At 69.5% G+C, this 19949-nt stretch carries 15 protein-coding genes; 7 read left to right on the forward strand and 8 right to left on the reverse strand.

Going from position 1 to position 19949, the window contains the following annotated elements; genetic code table 11:
- Window positions 1-14: 14 nt before the first annotated feature.
- Genes WME89_RS01210 through WME89_RS01220 form a run of 3 tightly spaced genes read left to right on the forward strand, consistent with a single transcriptional unit; the run spans window position 15 to window position 3524 of the window.
- A complete protein-coding gene (locus tag WME89_RS01210) occupies window positions 15-1088 on the forward strand; it encodes a DUF2169 family type VI secretion system accessory protein (protein WP_438007452.1) in 1074 nt (357 codons plus the stop codon).
- Window positions 1085-2494: a DUF4150 domain-containing protein gene (locus WME89_RS01215; RefSeq protein ID WP_438007453.1), complete on the forward strand. Its 1410-nt coding sequence runs from the start codon at window positions 1085-1087 to the stop codon at window positions 2492-2494. The genes WME89_RS01210 and WME89_RS01215 overlap by 4 nt, the downstream gene beginning before the upstream one ends.
- A gap of 19 nt (window positions 2495-2513) precedes the next feature.
- Window positions 2514-3524: a hypothetical protein gene (locus WME89_RS01220; protein ID WP_438007454.1), complete on the forward strand. Its 1011-nt coding sequence runs from the start codon at window positions 2514-2516 to the stop codon at window positions 3522-3524.
- An 84-nt stretch (window positions 3525-3608) separates the two neighbouring features.
- On the opposite strand, the gene WME89_RS01225 is transcribed toward WME89_RS01220, so the two are convergent.
- Window positions 3609-4181 (reverse strand): O-methyltransferase, encoded by a 573-nt coding sequence (locus WME89_RS01225; protein WP_438011873.1) that lies wholly within the window; start codon window positions 4179-4181, stop codon window positions 3609-3611.
- Between WME89_RS01225 and WME89_RS01230 the strand changes: the two genes are divergently transcribed.
- Window positions 4091-4570 carry a LysR family substrate-binding domain-containing protein gene (locus WME89_RS01230; RefSeq protein ID WP_438007455.1) on the forward strand — a complete coding sequence of 160 codons (480 nt, stop codon included), beginning with the start codon at window positions 4091-4093 and terminating at the stop codon, window positions 4568-4570. The genes WME89_RS01225 and WME89_RS01230 overlap by 91 nt on opposite strands.
- Here the strand turns inward: WME89_RS01230 and WME89_RS01235 are convergent.
- Window positions 4539-5348 carry a helix-turn-helix domain-containing protein gene (locus WME89_RS01235; protein ID WP_438007456.1) on the reverse strand — a complete coding sequence of 270 codons (810 nt, stop codon included), beginning with the start codon at window positions 5346-5348 and terminating at the stop codon, window positions 4539-4541. The two genes, WME89_RS01230 and WME89_RS01235, sit on opposite strands and share 32 nt — an antisense overlap.
- Before the next feature lie 53 nt (window positions 5349-5401).
- Window positions 5402-6418 (reverse strand): aldo/keto reductase, encoded by a 1017-nt coding sequence (locus WME89_RS01240; protein WP_438007457.1) that lies wholly within the window; start codon window positions 6416-6418, stop codon window positions 5402-5404.
- A gap of 185 nt (window positions 6419-6603) precedes the next feature.
- On the opposite strand from WME89_RS01240, the gene WME89_RS01245 reads away from it, so the two are divergent.
- Window positions 6604-7023 (forward strand): hypothetical protein, encoded by a 420-nt coding sequence (locus WME89_RS01245; RefSeq protein ID WP_438007458.1) that lies wholly within the window; start codon window positions 6604-6606, stop codon window positions 7021-7023.
- A gap of 210 nt (window positions 7024-7233) precedes the next feature.
- Here WME89_RS01245 and WME89_RS01250 read toward each other — a convergent pair whose 3' ends face one another.
- Window positions 7234-7689: a GFA family protein gene (locus tag WME89_RS01250; protein ID WP_438007459.1), complete on the reverse strand. Its 456-nt coding sequence runs from the start codon at window positions 7687-7689 to the stop codon at window positions 7234-7236.
- Between the two features lie 128 nt (window positions 7690-7817).
- Here WME89_RS01250 and WME89_RS01255 point away from each other — a divergent pair, with 128 nt between their 5' ends.
- A complete protein-coding gene (locus WME89_RS01255) occupies window positions 7818-8801 on the forward strand; it encodes a helix-turn-helix transcriptional regulator (protein ID WP_438007460.1) in 984 nt (327 codons plus the stop codon).
- Here WME89_RS01255 and ilvA read toward each other — a convergent pair.
- Together ilvA and WME89_RS01265 are read right to left on the reverse strand one after the other, a co-directional pair.
- Window positions 8787-10301: a threonine ammonia-lyase, biosynthetic gene (gene ilvA, locus WME89_RS01260; RefSeq protein WP_438011874.1), complete on the reverse strand. Its 1515-nt coding sequence runs from the start codon at window positions 10299-10301 to the stop codon at window positions 8787-8789. The genes WME89_RS01255 and ilvA overlap by 15 nt on opposite strands.
- A gap of 642 nt (window positions 10302-10943) precedes the next feature.
- Window positions 10944-13784, reverse strand: coding sequence for a hypothetical protein (locus tag WME89_RS01265; RefSeq protein WP_438007461.1), 2841 nt, complete (start codon window positions 13782-13784; stop codon window positions 10944-10946).
- Between the two features lie 275 nt (window positions 13785-14059).
- Between WME89_RS01265 and WME89_RS01270 the strand changes: the two genes are divergently transcribed.
- Window positions 14060-15001 carry a PEGA domain-containing protein gene (locus tag WME89_RS01270; protein ID WP_438007462.1) on the forward strand — a complete coding sequence of 314 codons (942 nt, stop codon included), beginning with the start codon at window positions 14060-14062 and terminating at the stop codon, window positions 14999-15001.
- A gap of 67 nt (window positions 15002-15068) precedes the next feature.
- Here WME89_RS01270 and WME89_RS01275 read toward each other — a convergent pair whose 3' ends face one another.
- Together WME89_RS01275 and rph are read right to left on the reverse strand one after the other, a co-directional pair.
- Complete coding sequence (locus WME89_RS01275; protein WP_438007463.1) at window positions 15069-16565, reverse strand: serine/threonine-protein kinase; 1497 nt, start codon at window positions 16563-16565, stop codon at window positions 15069-15071.
- A gap of 557 nt (window positions 16566-17122) precedes the next feature.
- Window positions 17123-19741, reverse strand: a complete 2619-nt coding sequence (rph, locus tag WME89_RS01280) for a rifamycin-inactivating phosphotransferase (protein WP_438007464.1) — start codon at window positions 19739-19741, stop codon at window positions 17123-17125.
- Window positions 19742-19949 lie beyond the last annotated feature (208 nt).

Consider the following 19949-nt stretch of genomic DNA (forward strand, 5'->3'; position numbering starts at 1 on the left):
CGTGAGGCCCCTCGATGCTCACCTCCAATACCACCCCCTTCGCCGCGATCGGCTTCGAGCAGAAGCACCGTGACGGCGCCGCCATGGCCGTCGTCGCGGCGAGGGGCACGCTTCTCCTCTCGCCCGAAGGCCGGCTGTCGATCGCCCCCGATCAACCCTTGATCCTCACCGACGAGCACGAGGGTGATCCGCATGCGACACCGATGCTCCGCGTCGGGCTGCTCATCCCTTTCAAGCCCGCGGCCGACGTCACCCTCCTCGCCGATGGCCACGCCCCCGGGGGCGAGCCCGCGCACGTCTGGCAGGTGGGCGCGCGCGTCGGCGAAACCACGCGCTTCCTGAGGGCGCACGCGCCGCGCGCGTTCGAGCCGGACGCCGGCGGGTTCCGGCTCTCCAGGGGAGAGCCGGCGGCCCGCGCGTCCATCGACTACCGATCGGCCGCCGGCGGCGTCGTCATCGGCGATCCCGAGGGCAACGTCGATGCGCGCAACCCCATCGGCCGGGGCGTCCTCGATCGCCGCCACACGCCGGCCGATCGCGCCTACCCCGCGCCCACCATCGACAGCGAGGCCGAGCCTGTGGGCGATCCGGCGGCGCGGCCAGAGCCGCAGGGCTTCGGGCCCGTGCCTCCCTGGTGGCAGTTTCGCAGCCGCTTCGCCGGCACCTACGACGACGCCTGGCTGGCGACTCGCCACCCTCAGCTCCCCGCCGATTTCGACTATCGCTTCTACCAGACCGCGCACCCCGGCCTGGTCTTGCCCGGCCATCTCCGCGGCGACGAGCGCGTCGAGCTCCAGGGCCTCACGCCGGGGGGCGGCGCGCTCGCGTTCACGCTGCCCGGCCGCTCGCTCTGGGCATGGTTCAAGGGGGAGCGGGGGCGCCGCGTCCCGGTGCGCCTCCACCTCGACGGCATGCACATCGACGTCCGCGGCGAGCCGCCCTGGTCTGTCCAGCTCACCTGGCGCGCCTGGGTGGCCATGTCGCAGGGCTTCGATCAACTCGATCTCGCCGCCGCGAGCCTCGAAGAGGCCGCGGCGCTGCCGTGGTGTGACGAGCGAGGGCTCGTGAGCCCGGGGAGCAACACATGAGCATCCCGCGCGAGGGCAGCCGCGACATCGGCGAAGGCTACATCGTCTCGACCTGCCCGGATGTCTGCAAGACGCCGGTCGGCCCGGCGCTCGTCCCCATCCCTTATTCGATCTACGCAAGGCAGAACCAGGCGGCCGTGGACACCGCGACCACCGTGCTGCAGACCGGCGATCGGTCGCACAACACGGGATCGAAGGTGACGACGTGCCAGGGTGACGGGCCGGGCACCGGGCTCGGGGTCAAATCGGGCACGGTGGGCAGCGTCTGCGAGCCCAAGACTTACGCGCCCGAGGTGCGCATCGAGGGCAAGAACGCGGTCCGCCACGACGACACCTGGTGGATGAACAACCGCAACACCGAGGGGAAGCTCATCTTCGTGCGGGACACGCGGGTGCTGAGCGCCGGCGACCGCCCGGTCCAGGTCGCCTTCCTCGACACGAAGGGCACCTACACGGGCACGGGCACGGCCACGACGCCCGGGAGCGCGCCCGTCGCGCGTCCCCTGGGGGCGGCCGCCAGGCTCAACGGGCTGCTCGGCCTCGGCGCGCTGGGAGCAGGCCTCGGGGAGATGGCCGGTCAGTATTACATCGGCAATGAGGGCATGTTCGCCCGGAGCATCGATCAGCACCTTTATGGCCAGATGAGCGCCGACCAGCGGAGCGCCGCCTACGGATCGAGCGGCTGGTACTGGAACCAGGTAGACAGCACCAACAATCAGCTCTCGCTCAAGGCGGGCAACCTCGTCGACTTCCGCCAGATGACGCCCGAGCAGCTCGAGCAGCTCGTGACGCAGCCGTGGCCCTCGGCCGACAAGATCCGGCAGAACGCCGAGCGCCTGCGGGCGCAGCGCGCGCGACAGGAGGAGAATGCGCGGCTCGCCGCCCAAGCGGGCAACGTGCGCGTGACGCGCGAGCGAGACCGGCCCTGCAACGTCGGCCCCTACAGGACCATCCGCGGCACCTGCGAGCCCGGCTACCAGGCGCACCACATCGTGCCCGACTACACCCTTCGTTATGGCACGAGGGCCGAGGGCGAGGCGGGATTGAAGCGCATCCCCAACTTCCCGTCATTCGGCGACGGGCCCGCCATCTGCCTCCAGGGCAACGCCACCGACGACGGCTCGGAGCACTGGGAGGCGCACGGCGTGGACGCGAGCATCGCCCAGCTGGGCGTGAACGGCACGCCGCCGGGGACGACCGCCATCGGCAGCATCATCGGCCTCTCGGAGAATCAGGTCGTCAACCTCCGCCGGGAGTGCGAGGCGCAGATCCGCGCCGCGGTGCAGGCGGGCTTCGCCGGGGTCGACCGCGCGCAGCTCGGCCGCACCACCATCATGCCGACCGTGGCCGGGAGCCCGCAGTTCGAGGCGCTCAGCACCGGCATGCGCCCGGGCGGCCGCTACTGAGGTCGAGGGAGACATCACCATGACGACGCCGCTCACCTTCACCCGCGCCAAGGCCGCCGCCGCCGACTTGCTCTGTGTCGCCGGGGTGCCGGACGGCCAGGAGCCCTTCACGCCGTTCACCCGGCTCTGCCGTTACGATGCCGGCGATCCCGGGCCGGTGAAGTGGTTCTACGACGACCTCCAGGTCGCGGTCACCTCGATCACCCGCTTCACCCCCGCGCCCGGCGCGCCGACCTCGTTCTGTGTGCTCTCCGCCGAGGGAGACGTCGTGCTCGTGCGGCCGCCGTTCCCGCGCGAGAAGATCCCCGGCGCCGGCATCGCCTCGCCCGACGCCGAGCGCTGGGGGCGCCTCGCGCGCCTCCGCCCCGTCGGCGACCACCTCTACGCCTGCGGCGACGGGGGGCAGGTCTATCGCCGTGTCGGCGGAGACTTCGGCGCCGGCCGCTGGGAGCACCTCGATCGCTCGCTCTTGCAAGATCCCGAGGAGCGGGCCCGGGCGCTCCTGCACGCGCCGAGCTCGCCGGCCGCGGAGCACAAGGTCTTTTACTGCGTCGACGGTCCACGCGAGGACGAGATCTACGTCACCGGGACGCGCGGCACGATCCTCGTCTGGGACGGCGCCACGTTCACCGCTCTCCCGCCCGTCACGGCCGCGGCGCTGGTGAGCATCCTCGTCGAGGACGAGAAGCGCATCTGGATCTGCGGGCGCGAAGGCACGCTCCTCCGCGGCAACCGGCGCGACGGCTTCCGCGTGGTCGCGGTCTCGGGCCGGCGCCAGATGTTCACGTCGATCGCCAGGCACGACGGCCGGATCTACCTGGCGAGCGGCGCCAATCCGCGCGGCCTCTTCACCTACGAGCGCGGCAGCATCCGGCGCGTCTCGACCGGGCTGGTGCCCGAGATCGAGGACGCGCACACGGTCGACAGCGTCGGCGGCGCGCTCTGGGTCGTCGGCTCGAAGGACATCGCGCGCCTCGAGGGCAGCCGCTGGGAGCGGATCGACCACGTCGACAACGCTCCCATCCGTTGACGCTTCGTACCGGGTTGCCTTCGCGTGGTGCGAGGGGAGCGTGCGGCGGTCCTGCCGGGGTCAGCGTGCCTCGAGCCAGGGTCCTCAACCCGTCTTGACCGTGAGCTCGTTGCCGCGTCCCGCCTCGAACGGGAGGGACCGGGAGAGGTAGCCGTTCTGCGGGTTGCGCACGTAGTCGATATAGCCCGAGGCCTGCTCGAGCGCGTTCTCGCCGAGGACGATCGCGCCTGGCTTCAGGTGGGGCTCGAGCAGCTTGAGGACGTCGAGATAAAGGGTGAAGGCGCCGTCGAGCAACACCATGTCGATATCACCGACGATGCCAGACGTGAGGGTCTCTCGAGCATCACCGACCCGGAGCTCGACGATGCCGGACAGCCCGGCGGCGGCGACGTTCGCCCGCGCCCGCTCGACCTTGCTGGGCACGAGGTCGGTCCCGATCAAGCGGCCGCCGCCCATATCGCGCAGCGCGGTGGCCAGATAGATCGTGGAGATCCCCATCGAGGAGCCGAACTCCACGATGCACCTGGCCTTGCATGCGCGGGCACACATGTAGAGGAAACGCCCACGTGCCGGATGACTCCTCGCTCCAGAGCGTCGTGCTTGCCCGGCATCGCCTGGGGATCGTCGTGCCGAAGCAGCACCCTCTGGCGACCAGATCCGTGATCAAGGTCAAGGACCTGGCGACCGAGCCCATGCTGATGGATCCGCGGAAGAGCAACCCTCGTCTGTATGACGACATCATCGCCGCCATTCGCGCGCGCGGCGTGACCCTGAACGTGACTGCGGAGATCCTCGACGGAGAAGCCCTGTTGACGCTCGTGGCGAGCGGCTTCGGATTGACCTTCGGCGCGGAACCCGCGGCGCCCTTCCTCGCGGTCGGCACCGCGGTCTGGAGGCCGGTCAGCGATCTCGGTCTGGAGATGCGCAACATCGCGATGTGGCGGCCCGACGCGCAGTCTCTCCTGCTCCGACCGCTCCTCGACCTGTTACGCGAGGAAGGTCGTCGTGCCCGAGCTACCGGACAGGCAAAGAAAGATCCGACGTGATCAGCCTCGGTCGGGCCATCCGGCCGCCCGCGCGTTTGAAGAACGCGCCCGGTGTGAGCCCGAGGAGCTGACGGAAGTCGGCGATGAGGTGGGCCTGATCATAATAGCCCGCGTCTGCGGCGATGCGCGCCCAGTCGCACGAGGTCGCTGCCATGCGCACCGCGCGTTGCAGGCGGACGGTCCGCGCGAACTCCTTCGGGCCGATGCCGACGTTCTCGGTGAAGGCGCGGCGAAGGTGCCGCGCCGTGACGCCGAGCCGGTCGGCGACGCTCTCCACCCGGACCTCGCCCCCTTCGAGCAAGCGAACCGCGCGACGAGCGAGCTGCCCTGACGCCGTCTCGATGGGTTGGCCGACATGAAGGGCGAGCGCCCGGGCGACGCGGTCCATCACGTCCGCGCGGCTCCTCGCGGCGAGCAGCTCCGCGCAGAGCTCGCGCCCCGCGCGGCCCCACACGTCCTCCAGCGGGACGATCCGGTCCGTGAGCTCGCTCGCTGCCACGCCGAGCAGCGGAATCGACCAACCTGGCTTGAACCGAAGAATCACAGTCCGCGCGAGGCCGGTCTTGCTCTTGATGATCGCGCGCATCCGGGGGCCCGCGACCCACACGTCCCCCTCGCGCCCGCCCTCGAGCGCTCGAAAAAAGAGGGTCGTTCTGCCGTCGGGGAGCCACTCGAGGTCGAACGCCTGGCCGGGGGGTGGCGCGACCGCGCGGATGTCCTCGATGAAGCGCGGGAGCGCGAGGGTGGGGAGATCCATCGCTGCGGTCACGTTCGTCACTCTACGCCCCTCGCGCGGCCGTTCAAGCCGACGCGCGTTTCCGCGTCGATCGGCTACCGCTCGCTGTCGAGGGCCTTCATCTGCTGGGCGGCGTAGCGCGTGCCGCCGATCGCGTCCGCTGGCACGATGCTCTCGAGCGCCGCGACGTCGCTCGCCGACAGCGGCTTGTCGAGGGCCACGAGGGCATCGTCGAGCTGGGCTCGCGTGCGCGCCCCGACGATCGGCACCAGCGTGGGCTGCTTCGCCAGCACCCACGCGAGCGCGACCTGAGCCGGCGTCATCCCTCGCTCGCCGGCGAAGGCGTGGAGCTTCTCGACGACGCTCGCGTTCTTTGCCCCTTGCTCGCCTGCGAAGCGCGGCATGTACTGTCGGAAGTCCCCCTTTCCCGAGGGCTTGCTGCCCGTGAGCAGCCCCCGCGCAAAGACACCGTAGAGGGTCGCGCTCATCCCGAGCTCTGCGAGGGCAGGGAAGATGGACGCCTCGGGCCCGCGCGTCGCGATCGCGTACTCGATCTGCAGGTCCACGATCGGGTGCACCTTGCTCGCACGCCGGATCGTCTCGACCCCCACCTCGGACAGCCCGATATGCCGGACGAAGCCGGCCTTGACGAGGTCGGCGATGGCCCCGACGGTGTCCTCGATGGGCACCTGCGGGTCGAGGCGCGCGGGGCGGTACACGTCGATGACCTCCACGCCCAGCCGTTGCAGGCTGTACGTCGCGAAGTTCTTCACGGCCGCCGGGCGGGTGTCGATGCCCAGCGGGGCGCCGTCCGGGCCGCGCATCGCGCCGAACTTCACCGAGAGCTGGACCCTGTCGCGCGCCCCCTCGATCGCGCGCCGGATGAGGAGCTCGTTGTGCCCGTTGCCGTAGAAGTCTCCTGTGTCGATCAGGGTGATCCCGCGCTCGATGGCGTGGCGGATCGTCGCCACGCTCTCGGCGTCTTCGGCCGGGCCGTAGGCGCCGGACATCGCCATGCAGCCGAGGCCGACGGGAAAGACGCTGGGCCCGGTCTTGCCCAGCGGCGTCGATCGGAGGGGGGAGCGGCTCATCGTGGTGTCGAGGTGGGTCATGGGGTGTTCATGCGACCCGCCCGCGGCCTCCGATTGGAAAAACCGGACATGGGACGATGCGGGCAGACGACAACCAGCAGCACGCCGCCTTCCGTGGCGATCCGTGGTGAAGACGACCACGGATGAGGCTTGCGCAAGCCCCGGGCGGGGAGCACCCTCTTTCCTCGGAGGTGAGCATGATACGGGTGGGGTGCATTCTGAGCGGCGCCGCGCTGCTGCTGGCCGCTTGCGGCGGTGAAGGGGATCTGGCGCAGAGCGAGGGCGACGTGAAGCGAGGGGAATGGGAGTGCGGTGCGGCGGCAGTGCCGTACGACCTGCCGCACGACTGCTGGACGGCGGAGACCCAGCTCGCCGAGGTCTGTACGCGCGAGCTCGACGTCGACCAGCCGTCGGCGCAGCAGGTCCAGACCTGCGTGATCGACGCCGAAGGCACGATGTACGCCGTGAGCCTCGGCGACCGCGCCGAGCTCCAGGCGCCCGACGCCTGGTCAGTGCTCGTGCGCGGCGACGACGGCAGCTACACGTCCGACGGCTTCCCGATGCACGAGCTTGCGCACTGCTCGGATTACATCGGCTCCGGCGCCTTCGTGAAGCGCTGCGAGTGAGAGTAGCATTCGTCCCCTTGGTCCTTGCCGGAGCGCTGTCCGCTTGCCAGCAAAGTAAAGCTGATAGCCCCGAAGAGCTGAAAGCAGTGATGCTGGCGTACTTCGACTGCGTCAGCCGGAAGGACTTTGCACGAATGAAAACACTGATAGCAGCTGAGCGCGGCCGCGCCGCCTCCCCACCCCTCGCCGGCGCGGCCGGGGTCCCTCGCTTCAGGCCCTCTTCGCGGCCGTGACCGGATCCACGTACGGCGCGACGGCGAGCTGCTCCCACGTGTCGTGGAGCCCGTCGAGGTACATGACCGGGACCCCGGAGAGATCCGCGTCGTCGAGGCAGTTCAGGTTCACCGAGCAGTACTCCCCGCCGAGCTCCGGGAGGTCTCCGTGCCCGAAGACGCGGATACCGCACGTCTTGCAGAAGCGGGCATGGCCGGCCTCGGACCGCGAGAAGTCGCCGAGGACCTCCTCGCCGGCGACGAGACGGAAGTCGCTCGGCTTCACGATGGTGCCCCACCACCTCGTCTTCGCGCAGATCGTGCAGTTGCACTGCGTCGTCCCGGCGCTCGGGTCGAAGTCGGCCTCGAAGCGGACGGCGCGGCAGGCGCAGCTCCCCCGGTAGGTCCGGGCGCCGGGGGTCGTCGTGGTTTGCGCGGAAGCGGCGTTGCTCATGGGCGAAAGCTCCAGGGATCGGGGGGCGCGGCGCCTTCGGGCGGCTCGCCCGCGTGATGAGAGGAGGCTACACTGGCTTGCGGACAGATTCGGTCCGCAAAGATCCCGGTAAGGAAGAGGAGCGGCACGTGATCCAGACCTCCGCGCGCCTGCTGAAGCTGCTGTCGCTGCTGCAGTCCCGGCGCTTCTGGACGGGCGGGGAGCTCGCCCGCGAGCTCGAGATCACCGAGCGCAGCGTCCGGCGCGACGTGGACCGGCTCCGGAGCCTCGGGTACCCGGTGCACGCGGCCACGGGCGTCGGCGGCGGGTACCAGCTCGGCGCCGGCAAGGAGCTGCCGCCGCTGCCGCTCGAGGACGACGAGGCGGTCGCCGTCGCCGTCGGGCTGCGCGCCGCGGCGACCGGGCCCGTGAAGGGGCTGGAGGAGGCGTCGGTGCGCGCGCTCGCGAAGCTCGATCAGGTGCTCCCGAAGCGGCTCCGGCGCAAGGTGAGCGCGCTCGAGGCCGTGAGCGTGCGGCTGGGCGAGGGCGGGCCCACCTTCGACGCGGACGCGCTCGCCATGATGGCGAACGCCTGCCGCGACGCCGAGGTCCTGCACTTCGACTACAGCAGCTACAGCGGCGCGGCGAGCGCGCGCGTCGTCGAGCCCTACCGGCTCGTGCACACGAGCCACCGCTGGTACCTGCTCGCGTACGACCTCCATCGCAAGGAATGGCGGACGTTCCGCGTCGATCGGATCCAGGGCAGGCCGAGGACGGCGGGTCGCTTCAAGCCGCGCCCGCTGCCCGCCGAGGACGTGGCCGCCTACGTGTCGCAGTCGGTCTCGACGGACGCGTACCAGTTCCGCGCGCGCGTGACGGTGCACGCCCCCGCGGACGCCGTCTCGGCGCAGCTCTCCGGCGTGGCGGCGCGCGTCGAGCCGCTGGAGCCGCACCGCTGCGTGGTCCACACCGGCGGCGGGACCCTCGAGGCGCTCGCGTTCCACCTCGGGTTCATGGGGTTCGACTTCGAGGTGCACGAGCCGGAGGAGCTGATCGAGGTCCTCCGCCGCCTCGCCGAGCGCCTCGGCCGGGCCGCGGGGCGGGCTTTCAGCGCTTCATCACCTCAAGAATAGCTGATAGGCAGCGTTCCTGGTCTCCTCGATGCACGGATAACCGAGATCGGTGAGAAAACGGTCGAACTCGTCGTATTCGGGCTCCGGGACCTGCAAGGCGGCGAGGACTCGCCCGAACGCGGCGCCGTGGTTGCGGTAGTGGAACAGGCTGATGTTCCAGCGCCCGCCGATGTGCGTGAGGAACTGCATCAGCGCCCCGGGGCGCTCCGGGAACTCGAAACGCAGGAGCCGCTCGTCCGCCGTCGGGGCGCGCCCGCCGACCATGTAGCGCACGTGCAGCTTGGCCATCTCGTCCATGCTGAGATCGATGACCGGCAGCCTGGCGTCGTGGAGGCGCTCCAGCACTTCGTCGCGCTGCTTGCGGCCGTGGGACAGGCCCACGCCGACGAAGATCTGCGCCTCGTCCGCGCGTCCAAAACGATAATTGAACTCCGTGATGGTCGCGCGCCCGAGCAGCTGGCAGAACTCGCGGAACGCGCCCGGTCGCTCCGGGATGGTGACCGCGAACAGCGCCTCGCGCTGCTCGCCGAGCTCTGCCCGTTCGACCACGTGCCGCAGGCGGTCGAAGTTCATGTTCGCGCCGCTGAGGATCGCCGCCAGCGTCTTTCCGCTCAGGCCCTCGCGCTCGACGTACGCTTTGAGGCCCGCGACCGCCAGCGCGCCCGACGGCTCGGCGATCGACCGCGTGTCGTCGAAGATGTCCTTGATGGCGGCGCAGATGGCGTCGGTGTCCACCACGATCACGTCATCCACGCACCGCCGGGCGATGCGAAACGGCTCCTCGCCCACCTGACGGACCGCCACGCCGTCGGCGAACAGCCCGACCTGCGTCAGCCGTACGCGCTCGCCCGCGTCGAGCGCCGCGCGCAGACACGCGGCGTCGTCCGGCTCCACGCCGATGACCTTGATCTCCGGGTACAGGTGCTTGATATACGCGCCGATGCCGGCGATCAGCCCGCCGCCGCCCACGGGCACGAAGATGGCGTCCAGCGATCCGCGATGCTGGCGCATGATCTCCAGGGCGATGGTGCCCTGACCCGCAATCACGTCCGGGTCGTCGTACGGGTGCACGAAGGTCAGCCCCTCGCTCTCTTCGAGCGTCTTGGCGTGGGCGTAGGCTTCGTCGTAGGAATCCCCGATCAGCTCGATCTCCGCGCCGAGCGCGCGCACGGCGTCGACCTTGATCCGGGGAGTCGTGGTCGGCATCACGATGCAGGCGCGGATGCCGAGCCTATGAGCGGCGAGGGCCACCCCCTGCGCGTGGTTGCCCGCCGAGGCGGCGATCACGCCGCGCGCCTTCTCGGCCGCGCTCAGCGAGGAGATCTTGTTGTAGGCGCCGCGCAGCTTGAAGGAGAAGACGGGCTGCAGGTCCTCGCGCTTGATCAGCACGCGGTTGCCCAGGCGCGCGGAGAGCCGCGGCGCATCTTCCAGGGGGCTCTCCTGGGCCACGTCGTAGACGCGGGCGCGCAGGATTCGTTCGAGATAACCGCTCTGGGCCATCGGGCCCCGAAAGCTACGGTCCTCGGCCCGCGTCGTCAACTCGTTCATGGAACACCCCTCAGGGCATCAGGCCAGCCGCGCTCGCGCGTGTCGCCTATCCGCACCTCGAGCGAGATCAAGCATGCGGACCCACGCCTGCGAGCGCGCAGAGGATAGCCCGCGCAGGCTTATTAGGACCTGTCAAGAGCTGCTCCGCGGGACCTGAGGCATCCCATCACCGTCACCTCCCTCGCCGTCGGCGACCCGGCGGACATCGCGCTCATCGATCGGCGAAGGCTCATCGAGAGCGCCCCCTCGGGCTACTGTCCTCCGTGCTCACCGCGATCCCGCGCTCTCCGTCCTCGACGCGACCGACCTCACCGCGCTTTCGTTCGAGAAGAAGAGCGACCTCTTCGCGTACGTGTACCACGCGACGCTCTCCGGCGACCGCGCGCTCTGCTCATCCGGGCGCGCCGGCCTCGAGGTCGTGGACGTCGGCCCTTGAGCCACGTCGCGCGTCCCGCGGCCGAGCCGCGAGGCGCGCGACAGCCGCCCTGTCGATCGGCGCCGCCTTCGGTGGTTCGAGGGCGAGCGAGGCCGTGTTCTCCCACATGTCCTCCGCGCTGAAGAGCGTCTCGCGCGGAGCGTGGCGCCTCGAGGTGCTCAGCCGCCGCCGGCGCGCCGCACGGCGACGCCGACGCCGGCGGTGCTCCAGCAGCCGCCCATCGTCCAGGAGATCGTGGTGTTGGAGTTGGCCACGAGGTAGCCGGCCAGCGCGACCATGATCGTCGGATCGGTCAGGCGCCGGTTCATGGTGGAGGTCGCCGCGGTGGGGCCGATCGTGGCGCCGGTATTGGCGTTGCGCGCCGCCATCACCGTGTACACGAACGAGCCGTTCGCGCTGAAGTTGGTGCTGACCCCTCGGGCCGCCGTGCCGCTGCAGTCCGTCGCGTTGGTGTGGATGCCGGTCGAGGTGGTGCTCGCGAACGGGTTCGCCTGGTGCACGCCCTCCAGCTCCACCACGTTGGCGAAGTACACGCCCCAGGTGTTCGAGTTCGCCATCTGCACCACCACGGGCTTGGTGCCGGTGGCGGCCGGAAGCTGGCTGTCCAGGAGGTAATAGATGTGCGCCGCGCCGTTTCTCTCGCCCGGCACCTGCTGCGTGTTGAAGAGCATCATCGGCGTGCCGTCGTAGGTGACGCTCACCGGCACGAGCGAGTTCTCGGAGGCGACGACCCCGACAAGGACCATGCGATCGTGGTCCCGCGGCCTCTGCAGGGCGTGGTTCACGCTGATGTTGGGCGCCGAGTCCCCGATGGTGCCCAAGGTGCCGATCGAGCCCGAGTTGACGACGACGATGTCCGGCGTGACGACGCAGTTGCCGGCCGAGCAGATCAACCTCGTCCCCGAGCACACGTCGCCGCAGTCGCCGCAGTTGCTGGCGGTGCCGAGCTGGGTCGTGCAGCCGTCGCGGGGGGCGCCGCAAGCCTTCCAGCCCGGGTTGCAGGTGGGCACGCAGGTGCCGGCCGTGCAGGCGGTGGCGCTCGCGTTCGCCTGGAGGCACCGGGTGTTGCAAGCGCCGCAGGCGTTGATGTCGCCGGAGGTGTCCTTCTCGCAGCCGTTCATTTCATTGCCGTCGCAGTCGCGCCACAGGCCGCTGCACACCGGGGTGCAGCCCGACGAGCTGCATTGATTGCTGGTGACGTGGGCGCTCGCCCCGCTCTGGCACACGAGGTTGCAGCCGAGGCAGTTGCTCTCGTCGTTCCACAGGTCGATGTTGCAGCCGTTCCTCGGTACCCCGCAGTCGTCGTACTGCGCTGTCGTGCACACCGGGTTGCAGGTGCCGTCGAGGCACTGGTTGCTGGTGGTGTGGATGGTGTTGCACTGGGTGCCGCAGGCGCCGCAGTGCCCCTCGTCGGTCTTGAGGTTGGCCTCGCAGCCGTCGGTCAGCGAGCTGTTGCAGTTGCCGTAGTCCGCCCTGCAGCCGACGAAGGAGCACGCGCCGCTCTGGCAGGTCGCGGTGGCGTTCGCGTAGATCGTGCTGCAGTTGACGCCGCCGGCGGCCGCGCAGGCGCCGCAGTTGGTCTGGTTGGAGTTGATGTTCGTCTCGCAGCCATTGTCCGGATCGCCGTCGCAGTCGCCCATCCCGCTGTTGCAGGTCCTCACCTGGCATTCGCCGCCCTCGCACTTGGGGGTGCCGCCGGCGACGGTGCAGGCCTCGCCGCAGCCGCCGCAGTGGCTCAGGCTCGTCTCCGTGCTGGTCTCGCAGCCGTTGTCGTAATCGCCGTCGCAGTCGGCGAAGCCTCGCTCGCAGGTGCCGATGGCGCAGCCGCTGGCGGTGCACTTGCCGGTGCCGTTGGCGACCGTGCACAGGCCGCCGCACGTGCCGCAGTTCTGCGGATCGGCGGCCAGATTCACCTCACAGCTGTCGTCGGGGTCGCCGTTGCAGTCGCCCCTGCCGGCCGGGCAAACCGTCTCGCCGCACATGCCGTCGCGGCACCAGGGCCTGCCGCCCGCCGTGGGCATGCACTCCGTGCCGCACCCGCCGCAGTTCAATACGTCGCGGGTGGTCGCCCTCTCGCAGCCGTCGTCGCTCTGGCCGTTGCAGTCGGTGAAGCCCTCGTCGCACTCGACCTTGCACTCCGACGCCTCGCAATACGCGTCGCCGTTCACGGACGGGCACAGCTGGTCGCACCTGCCACAGTGGCTCGAGTCGGTCGAGGTGTTCACCTCGCAGCCGTTTTCGGGGTCGCCGTCGCAGTCGGCATAAGGCGCTTCGCACGCCTTGACCTTGCAGGCGCCTCCCTGGCACTCGACCGTCGCGTGCGGCAGCGTGCACTTCTGGCCGCAGCTGCCGCAGTTGTCCGTGTCGGTGCGCACGTTCACCTCGCACTCACCCCCGGTCTGGCGATCGCAGTTGGCGTAGCCATCCGAGCAGGTGGGGCCGCACACCCCGTCGATGCAATCGTCGCTGAGGCAGTCCCTGCTCGAGCGGCAGTCCTTGCCGTCCTCGCAGCCCTCGCAGTCGGCGCCGCAGTCCACGTCGCTCTCGGTGCCGTTGCGCACGCCGTCGGTGCAGGTCGCCCCGACGCACAGGCCCTCCAGGCACACGCTGCTCTCACAGTCGCCGGCCCGGTTGCAGGTTTTGCCGGTCGCACACTTCTTGTCGCAGCTGCCGCCGCAATCGACGTCCGACTCCGAGCCGTCGCGGGCGTCGTTCATGCAGCCCGCTTCCTGGCAGACGCCGTCGATGCACTCGCCCTCGGCGCAGTCGCGGCTCGCGGCGCAGCCGGAGCCGAGCGGGCATGGATCGCACTCGCCGCCGCAGTCCAGGCCCGTCTCGCCGTCGGACTGCGTGTCGTCGATACAGTGCGGCGGCAGGCCGGGGTCGGCGAACTCGAAGTCCGGCACGCTGCACGAAACGGCGGAGATCCCCGCCGTCAGCGCGGCGGCCGAGAACGCGCGGAGCAGCGCGAAGCAACGTAGAAAGCTCGGGGTCGACATCCAACGACAAAAGTATCATCCCCTGGCGGATTTCGCGGCCAGAAATCGAGCCAGCGTCAGGGGCCGCGCCGAGCTCTGCCGGCACGCTCGCACCTCCGACGACGCGGCGCGGCGTCGCGCCCCGCGAAGGCCGCGCCGCCTCGTTGACAGGAGCGGAGACGGCAAGCCACTATGGTAGGCCTGGCATGAGGAATTTTCTGCGAATGCTCCGCGTCGCAGCGGTGAGGAATTTTCTACGAATGTTCCGCGTCGCAGCGATGAGGAATTTTCCACGAATGTTCCGCGTCGCGGCGGTGCTGCTGCTGCTGCTCGAGGCGCCCGCGCTCGCCCAGGACGCCGATGAGCTCAAGAGCGCTCGCGCGCAGTTCCAGCAGGCGACCGAGCTCGAGCAGGCCGGTAACTGGGCCGCGGCCCTGCAGCGGTTCCGCGAGGTCGGCCAGGTGCGGATGACGCCGCAGGTTCGCTTCCACATCGCCGTGTGCGAGGAGAAGCTGGGGCGGCTCGTGGCCGCGCTCGGTGGTTACGAGCTGGCGCTCGCGGAGGCCGACGCCGTGGGGCCCGATTTTCGGGCCGAGGTCGAGCAGGCGATCGGCCGGCTGCGCGCCCGGATCCCGAGGCTCGTCATCGTGCGCGGCAAAGGGGCGGCCTCCGCGGCCATGGAGCTCGACGGCATCGCCCTCGGCGGTGCGTCCGTCGGCGTCGAGGTGCCGCTCGATCCCGGGCCTCACGCGCTCACCGCCAAGGCTCCCAATTACAAGCCGTTTCAAAGGACGGTGGAGCTGAAGGAGGAGGGGGTGACGCGCGTCGAGGTGACGCTCGAAGCGCTCCCGCAAGAGCTGCTGATCCGGGCGGGCGCCTCGTCGGAGAAGCCGCCGTCCAAGGTGGTGCCGTACGTCGTCGGGGGTGTCGGCGCCGCGAGCCTGATCGGCTCCGGGGTGCTGTTCGTGCTCCGCCAGGGAGCGCTCAAGGATCTGGAAGACGCCTGCGGTCCGGCCGGCAAGTCGTGCCCGGCCTCCATGGAGTCGCGCTACGACGACCTCAAGTTCTTTCACTACGGCGCGCAGGTGGCGCTCGGCGTCGGCGTCGCCGCGGTCGGCACGGCGACAGCGATCTTGCTCCTTCAGAAGAAGCCAAAAGAGCCGGCGAAGACGTCGCTCGAGCTCGTGCCCGTCGCGGGCGGAGCCGACATCGGCGCGAGTCTCTCGGGAGCGTTCTGAGGGAGCCGAGTCAGAGCGCTCTGGAACCCCGGATCGTGCTTCCACGAGGGAGCCGAGTCAGAGCGCTCTAGAACCCCGGATCGTGCTTCCACGACCTGGGCGGCGTGGGATCCGGCGTCGGGCTCGGCGGCTTGATCTGCTCGGCGGGCTTGCCCTGACGGCGGGGCGCTGCGCGCGCGGGTGACACCGGGCTCGGAGCCGGCGCCGGCGCTGCGCTGGCCGAGGCGGAGGCAGCGGGCTGGCCCGGGGGCGCGCCGAGCTCGGTCGCAGGGGGCGCCTCCGCCCTGGGGGGCGCGGGCGCCTCCGGGTTGGGAAGCGCGGGCGACGGGGAGGCGGGCGCGGCGAGGGAAGGGAGAGGGCCTGGTGCGTCGGCGCCTCGGAGCAGCAGCACGGCGAGCACGCCGGCGGCGAGGAGAGCGAGGAGCGCGACGGCGGGCAGCACGCGGCTCCCGGAGCGCGCGAACGGAGGGAGCTCGCTGTCGGGCGCGCCAGTCCCGGCCTCGCCCAGGGTCCCGCGGTGGATGTCGACGGTGCGGAAGGCGCTCACCGTCGAGTGACTCGTGCCGGTCACTTCGGAGATGCCGAGTTTGTTGCTCGGCGGATTGCGGTCGGCGCGCTCCATCGCTTCGGCGAGGGCCGCGCGCGTTTGCTGGTGCTGCTCCTCGAACAGCTCGCGGATGAAGTTGGCGACGTCCTCGTCGGAGGCTCGCTGGTTGGGCGGCAGCGCCTTGTCGAGCGCTCGCATCAGCTCGTTGGCCGTGGCGTAGCGCTGGTCGCGCTCTTTTTCGAGCGCGCGCATCAGCACGGCCTCGAGCAACGGCGGGTAGTCGGGCTGGAACGTGCGCGGCGCCACCACCGGGTCCGGTGACGAGATGGCGAACAGCGTCGCGCCCTCGTTTTCCCTGCGGAACGGGTGCTGGCCGGTCGTGAGCACGTAGAGCACGATGCCCATCGCGAACACGTCGACGCGCCGGTCGATCGCGTCGCCGCGCACCGCCTCCGGCGCCGTGTAGCTCACCTTGCCCTTGAGCTGGCCGGCCCGCGTCGTGCTGTCGTTGAACGCGGTGGCCTTGGCCACGCCGAAGTCCACCACCTTGGTCGTGCCGTCGTACGTGACCAGGATGTTCTGCGGGGAGATGTCGCGGTGCACCAGGCCGACGAGCCGGCCGCTGTTGTCCTTGAGCTCGTGCGCGGCGTGCAGGCCGGCGCAGGCCTGCACCACGATGCGCACGGCGATCGGGATCGGGACGCCGGTCCACCTCTTCGAGACCTTCATCACCTGGCTGAGCGGAACGCCGTTGATCCACTCCATCGCCAGGAACAGCACGCCGTCCTGCTCGCCGAGATCGAGGATCTCGACGGCGTTCGGGTGGCGGATCTGGGACGCGAGCGACGCCTCCAGGAGGAACATGGCCTCGAACTGGTCGTCCTCGGAGAGCTGCGGCAGCATCGTCTTGACGGCGACGATCTTCTGGAAGCCGCGCGTCCCCTTCAGCCGCGCCGCCCACACCATGGCCATGCCGCCTGCCGCGATCGGCAGCAGCAGCTCGTAACGACCCAACACGGACCCGGGACCGAGCTCGGCCGGGGTGTTGGGTAAGACATTCGGCGCAGTGTTCACGCTACTCGCAAGGTTTACTACGTTCGCTGCACGAGTGTGTGGCGAAACCAAGCACGAGCCGAGCGATTAGCAACACGGCGGAGACAAGCTGAGATTGTCGCACCAGTACCCTCACCCCCTTACATCCCTCGAAAGCCGGGCGGCGGCGCTTCGCAGGTGGGCGGCTGCCGCTCCCACAGGCCGTGGCGTGAAGGCGGCCGGTCTGATGCATGGATGAATTGTAGAGAGAGCGTCGCTTTCCAGGAGGGCTGAATCGCATGGGAGATGTTGATACAGCGCCACTTTTCCAGGAGGGAGGTAGATCGCGTGAGGTGCTCTATGTCCACCAGCGCATGCAGCGTGGCTGTATGGTGGGTGGGACGGCCGCCACGAGGGGCTTGACTTTCGGAGCGCGTGTGGATGTCCAACCCCCGGCGCCCGCCCTGTCTCGCCTCTGCGTCATGCGGCAGCTCATCCAGGCGATCGTCGAGGCCGTCAAGAAGCGGAAGGCCGCGCCTTCCTCAGGTCAGGAGCTCGACATACCCGTCTGTCCCATTCACGCGGATGCGCTGCCCATCCCGGATCAACCTGGTCGCGTTGTCCACGCCGACGACGGCCGGCAAGCCGTATTCCCGGGCGATCACCGCGCCATGGGTCATCAGGCCCCCCACCTCGGTCACCAGGCCCTTGATGGACACGAACAAGGGCGTCCAGCTGGGGTCGGTGAAGGCGGTGACCAGGATGTCCCCCGGCTCCAGCACTGCATCGGCCATGTCCGAGAGCACGCGGGCTCGCCCCTCGACGACGCCGGAGGAGACCGGTAGGCCGACGATGGCTCCGGCGGGGAGATCGGCTCGGTTGTACGCGCCTGTCACGATCTCCCCATCGGACGTGATGACGCTCGGTGGCGCGAGCTTCTTGTTGAGCTCGTGCTCGGCTCTCCGCTGGCTGACGACCTGATCGTCCAGCTGCTGCGTGCGCACGACCTCGTGGAGCTCGTCGAACGTGAGGTAGTAGATGTCTTCGACGTCGCGGATCACGCTGGCCTGCACGAGCCGCTCGGCTTCTTGCAGCAAGGCCTGCTTGTAGACGAAGTAGCGACTGACGATGCTGTACTTCGGATACTCGCGATAACCGATGAAGTTCCGGAGCCGGTCGATCATCCGCCGGGCTTCGCTGGCCTTCTGCTCCCCCTCCGGCAGCTGCCTCAACCGGTCGAGCAACTCTCGCGCTCGCTGCAAGGCCTCCTGCCGCCCCTGCTCGAACCTCCGCTTGCCTGCATGCGGCTCGAAGTTCTTGATGTTGCTCAGGATCGAGGGGACCAGGGTCGTCGGCTTCTCGCTCCAGCGGGCTCTCGTGATGTCGATCTCCCCGGCACACCGCATGCCGTATTTGTGGAGGTAAGCCCGGATGGCGTCCCGGGCTTCCTGCCCGCCCTCGAGCTTTACCAGCTCATCCAGGAAGCCGTCGTGCTTCACGTCCTGCAAGTAAGCGACCACGTCCGGATAAGGACGGATCGCGTCGGCGACATCCAGCAGCTCCAGGCCCATCTCCGACGTGACGTTGTTCGACACGGACTGGGAGAGCGTATCCGCGACGTTCTTCTCGCCGAGCCACGCCGTCATCTTCTCGTTGATCCACCAGTAAGCGTTCATGCCCGCCATGATCACGCCCATGCTCCGTGGATCGAACAAGGTCTTCTTCGATCGCTGGATGTCCTCCCGGATGAAGTCGAGCAACGCCGCTCCGGTCCTGGTCCGGATGTCGCGCTTCAGCTCCTCGAGCGCGGCCTGGCTGCGCTCGATCAGCTCCGTGACGAGCGCCGGGTCATCGTCGACCTGCGCGTCGAAGCCCGGGAGCGCCACACCTTGCTTGCCCTGGTTGGGACGCGAGGCCGTCGGGGCGTCGGGCAAGGGCTCGATGAAGTCTCCGCGCTCGATGATGGTCGAGAGGGCGTCCTTGACGAGCGGAGCGGAGCGCTCCATGAGATCCAGGAGGGCGTCCCGGCTGGCCGGTGAGGCCAGCTGCTTCGTGGCATCGACGAACAACCTCCCGCCCGCTGCGATCATGCCTCCAGAGGCGGCCGACTGGAAAAAGGACAGCCCCAGGGGCTTCATGGGGTCGGTCATCATCTGTTGATGGCCGACGGACAGGAAGACGTGATTGCCCTGATCACCCGCGTCAGGGATGGGATACAGGGTCGTGATGGGCCGGCTCTGGACGATGTGGAGCTCACCCTCGACAAGGCACCACTCGATGTCCTGGGGGTGGCCGAAATGCCCTTCGATCCGCCGGCCCAGGCGCTCGAGCCGCAAGATCTGCTCGTCCGTCAGCGCGGGCCGGTCCTGCCGCTCGGGCTCGATCGCCCGTTCCTCCGTACCGCCCTCCTCCAGGGCACGAGTCGCCAGCTTCTTGGTGGCGACCGTCTTCTCGATGATCTGGCCCTTCCGCACCTTGTAGCCATCGGCGTTCGTCAGGCCGGAGACCAGGGCCTCGCCGAGGCCGAAGCCAGCCTCGATGGACGACACCTTCCGGTTCGACGTGATGGGATCGGCCGTGAAGAGGATCCCGGACGCCTGCGGGAAGACCATCTTCTGCACCACCACCGCCATGTAGACCTTGCGGTGGTCGAAGCCGTGCTGGATCCGGTAGGTCACCGCCCGGTCGGTGAAGAGCGATGCCCAGCACCGGCGGACGTGCTGCAGGATCGCCTGCGTCCCGATGACGTTCAGATACGTATCCTGCTGGCCCGCGAAGGAAGCCCCCGGCAAATCCTCCGCCGTCGCGCTGGACCGGACGGCGTAGGCGTCGCCCGCGCCCAGCCTGGAAAGAGCCCGGGTGAGCGCCTCTTGCAGGTCCTCGGGGATGGTCGTCCCTTCGATGATCCGGCGCAGCTCGCCGCTGAGCTCCCGGATCCCGTCACGGTCTCCCACCCCGAGCGACGACAACCGATCGAGCAACCCGCCGATCGACGGCGCTCCTCCCATGATCCGCTGGAAGGCTTCGGTCGTGACGCAGAAGCCGGCGGGAACGCGGATCCCCTCGAGCCTGGACAGCTCCCCCAGGTTCGCGCCCTTCCCCCCGACCAGCCTGGCCTTCGTTCGATCGATCTCCTGGAGATCAAGCACATAGGTCCGCATCCGTTCACCTCCATCAGGGCGTCGGCAGCTCGTTGGCTTCGACGGATCATCGCGCCCCCTCGTCGAAGGGCGCCACTGTAACGCGAACCTCCGCGCCGTTCAAACCGGCGTCACGACTGGATTCGAGGCCGTCGATGACGGCCGTTCCGAAAATAGGGTCAGAACCTCTTGCAATGGCGGGCTCAGGCGGAGGGGCTGCCCGGCTCGC

It is taken from the genome of Sorangium sp. So ce321 (genome assembly GCF_051530195.1).
Lineage (GTDB): Bacteria > Myxococcota_A > Polyangia > Polyangiales > Polyangiaceae > Sorangium.

Excerpts from the sequence above, each read along its gene's own strand:
- WME89_RS01265 (WP_438007461.1), bottom strand. The coding sequence starts at position 13,784 with ATGTCGACCCCGAGCTTTCTACGTTGCTTCGCGCTGCTCCGCGCGTTC.
- WME89_RS01215 (WP_438007453.1), top strand. The coding sequence starts at position 1,085 with ATGAGCATCCCGCGCGAGGGCAGCCGCGACATCGGCGAAGGCTACATC.
- WME89_RS01240 (WP_438007457.1), bottom strand. The coding sequence starts at position 6,418 with ATGACCCACCTCGACACCACGATGAGCCGCTCCCCCCTCCGATCGACG.
- WME89_RS01210 (WP_438007452.1), top strand. The coding sequence starts at position 15 with ATGCTCACCTCCAATACCACCCCCTTCGCCGCGATCGGCTTCGAGCAG.
- rph (WP_438007464.1), bottom strand. The coding sequence starts at position 19,741 with ATGCGGACCTATGTGCTTGATCTCCAGGAGATCGATCGAACGAAGGCC.
- WME89_RS01220 (WP_438007454.1), top strand. The coding sequence starts at position 2,514 with ATGACGACGCCGCTCACCTTCACCCGCGCCAAGGCCGCCGCCGCCGAC.
- WME89_RS01250 (WP_438007459.1), bottom strand. The coding sequence starts at position 7,689 with ATGAGCAACGCCGCTTCCGCGCAAACCACGACGACCCCCGGCGCCCGG.
- ilvA (WP_438011874.1), bottom strand. The coding sequence starts at position 10,301 with ATGGCCCAGAGCGGTTATCTCGAACGAATCCTGCGCGCCCGCGTCTAC.
- WME89_RS01270 (WP_438007462.1), top strand. The coding sequence starts at position 14,060 with ATGTTCCGCGTCGCGGCGGTGCTGCTGCTGCTGCTCGAGGCGCCCGCG.